We start from the raw sequence: 2,740 nt of genomic DNA on the forward strand, positions 1-2,740 counted from the left end.
GCAATAAATTGGTCTAAAAATTCCTGCTTCTTCGTCAAATAGCTCGCTATTTTCCCCAGAATCAGAAACTTTTATCCTCAATTTCTTGCAATCCTCGCTACGCACGCTCAAGTCCGACAGGCTCCTGAAATTTGTGCTCCGTCATTTCTTAGGATGCGACTCTGGTCTTCTTTCATCGCAACATCGAGTTTCCAGTGAAGCTTATTCTCGGTGTGCCAATGCTCTCGGCTGGCCTTACCCAATTGCTCAGCCGTTAGCTCTGCAGAGCTGATTAGCTTGTGGTCGACTTTCCAAGCTTGGCGTGGGTCACTGATAATAAAGAGTTGTGAAATCAAATCGTGAGCATTCATGCTGTGGCCTTATCCTGATGCGCAATTATAAGACCGTAGACGTATTAAAAAGAAAGCAAATATAAGCTACAGGCCAATGATCTCAGGGGGGCATGATTTTTCCCTAGTGGTGTGGGGAAAGTTGGAGAAAGACAAACTCTTACCCGATTATGCGTCGTTCTTGATTTCCTTCATGTTTTGTAAGTAAACAACAAGTTCATGTACATTAGTACAGGATTCTGCATCATTATTTCGGTTAGCTTTAGCAAAAATTCTTGACGAGTGTGCAATAGCAGGTGCTAATGTTCCTTCAATTATTGATTTCTCATATAATCCTCTTTGAGTTTTTTTGTACTCAGGCAGATATTTTCTTAAGTCGTCAATTGCTTGATCCGCTACACTCTTCTTTTGAGTAGGAGCATAAGGTTTTGTCGTAGCGTTGTAATGGAGCAACAGCCAAAACTCAAAAGCAGGATTTGACGTTATTGCAATGAATTTTACTTCATCATCCAATTTGTCTTTAGCAAGTACCGTATTTATTTCGTCAACACGCTGAATTGCATCGAAAAATGTTGAGTGCCGATCTCTATCAAAAATACAAAAAATTACATTATATGTATCCCCTGACAAAAGCTCTCTACGATATAGATTGTAAGCATAATTAACTACGTTTATAGGGCTTGAGTCACAAGAACCATCTATTTCAATATTTGCAGAGTCAAGGTCATGAAACAATCTAATTTCTTCGAAATAAAACGGCTCTGTTTTTTCCCCTTCAGAAACGATTAATGCTCTATCATAAGGTTTTCTCTTAGCTTGATTTCTCTTATTATCCTCTGCTTTTCTAGCTTTTCTTTTGTGAAATAAATCTTCACTGCCCATCATTAGACCCCAAAAACTGAAAATTGCTTACTAGCGGCAAAGCACCATAACGACCTGATAGATATGCCTTCTCTAAATTAGAGACACCTTTTCTAGGGCTAAAATCTGTTAAAGGATAAATCGTTGTCGATTGATTTTTATCTTTATTACAAAACCAAATCTGATCTCTCCTAAACACATGTTGATCTAAGACAGAAGTTTCATGTGTTGTAAATACTAATTGTGCATTATGTGGATTTGTCTTTTGATCATTAAATAACTTGATTAAGAATTTAACCATATTTGGATGTAAGCTGTTATGTAGCTCATCAATAAACAATACTTTTCCATTTCTTAAGCAATCAAGCCAGTGACCAGCAAAAGAGAATAGTTTCCTAGTCCCGTCAGATTCTTCATTTAGATCAAAAAATACATCTTCACCTTCAGAATTTTTGTGAACTGTTTTGATATCGACAATCTCTTTTCCTTCTAATTCATTAATAATTTTATTTTTAAGTTCGTCTGGCATATTATTTGGCAGAAAATCTTTTTCAATTTTTCTTGTTTCTAAATGAATATCATTGATATCTAGATCAGCAGATTTCAAAAAATTTAAAACTTCGCTCTTTGAGTCTTTATCATTACATAAATTTGTGGTGAGTCCTGGTCCCCAGCCGTCAATTCCCGCTACTCTTAAAGACTTATTAAACCAGTCGAAAACAGGCTTTAACTGTTCACTATTCAGCATTACTGCTGTTGATAAGAAAAGAGAGTTGGATTTAGTCGCATCTTTCCAAAGTTGCTTTTGCCCTTGGAAGTGCGATGAAAAATCCCAAACATACTCTTGAGCTTCACTATCATAAGCTCGAATAAACCACCTCTGCGGCCTACCCTTGGGAGAGGCAAAAAGCCATTCATCTCTGATTTGATCTTCAGTTAGAGAAAAACCGTATTGATATTTTACTCCTTGAACAAGAAAGACAATTTCAAATTCTGTTGGCTCTTTAACAGATTTATTTGATAGGCGAAACGGTGAGACTGGAAGCTTGTCACCTCTTTGAGAGTCCTTAGCCGATTTTTTTACAATAGACTGCATGGTTTTCAATGCTGAAACAAAGTTTGATTTACCAGCAGCATTAGCTCCATAAATTACAGCAGATCTTAATAAAGATAGTTTTTTAGATGCTTTAATTTCAAACGAATTATCGACCATCTCATTACCCAGCATTTTTGTTAGGTTTAAAGATTGCCGTGATTTAATTGATTTATAGTTTTCTACAAAAAATTCAATAATCATTGGGTTACCGAAGTTAATTATTAACAGTAATTCTAGCTTAAATTCAACTCTAATGCGCCTTTTAGATGCGAAATATGGCATTTATATGCAAAATACAGAACTATTTTCGTCCAAGCTTGAAGTTTAATCAAGATGCATAACGCCTGCAGTAAGGGCGCAAACGCAGTGAGCGTAACACGGCAAAATCATGAAAGTGCCTGCCTAGGAGCCTGACCGAGAATAGCTGCCCTACTGCGGCGGCAGCAAATTGGTC

Annotated in this window: 3 protein-coding genes; all 3 read right to left on the bottom strand. The window is 36.8% G+C overall.

All coding sequences use genetic code 11. The annotated features are described in order from the left end of the window. Positions 1 to 107: 107 nt before the first annotated feature. The 3 genes from KDK19_RS16485 to KDK19_RS16495 all read right to left on the bottom strand — a co-directional run bounded on the left by KDK19_RS16485 (position 108) and on the right by KDK19_RS16495 (position 2,487). Complete coding sequence (locus KDK19_RS16485) at positions 108 to 350, bottom strand: hypothetical protein (RefSeq protein ID WP_257274797.1); 243 nt, start codon at positions 348 to 350, stop codon at positions 108 to 110. A 147-nt stretch (positions 351 to 497) separates the two neighbouring features. Then, positions 498 to 1,214 (bottom strand): RloB family protein, encoded by a 717-nt coding sequence (locus KDK19_RS16490; RefSeq protein WP_257280594.1) that lies wholly within the window; start codon positions 1,212 to 1,214, stop codon positions 498 to 500. Then, positions 1,201 to 2,487 (bottom strand): ATP/GTP-binding protein, encoded by a 1,287-nt coding sequence (locus tag KDK19_RS16495; RefSeq protein ID WP_257280595.1) that lies wholly within the window; start codon positions 2,485 to 2,487, stop codon positions 1,201 to 1,203. Before KDK19_RS16495 ends, KDK19_RS16490 begins: the two co-directional genes overlap by 14 nt. Positions 2,488 to 2,740 lie beyond the last annotated feature (253 nt).

The sequence above is a fragment of the Endozoicomonas sp. ONNA1 genome, assembly GCF_024606325.1.
Taxonomy (GTDB): domain Bacteria; phylum Pseudomonadota; class Gammaproteobacteria; order Pseudomonadales; family Endozoicomonadaceae; genus Endozoicomonas_A.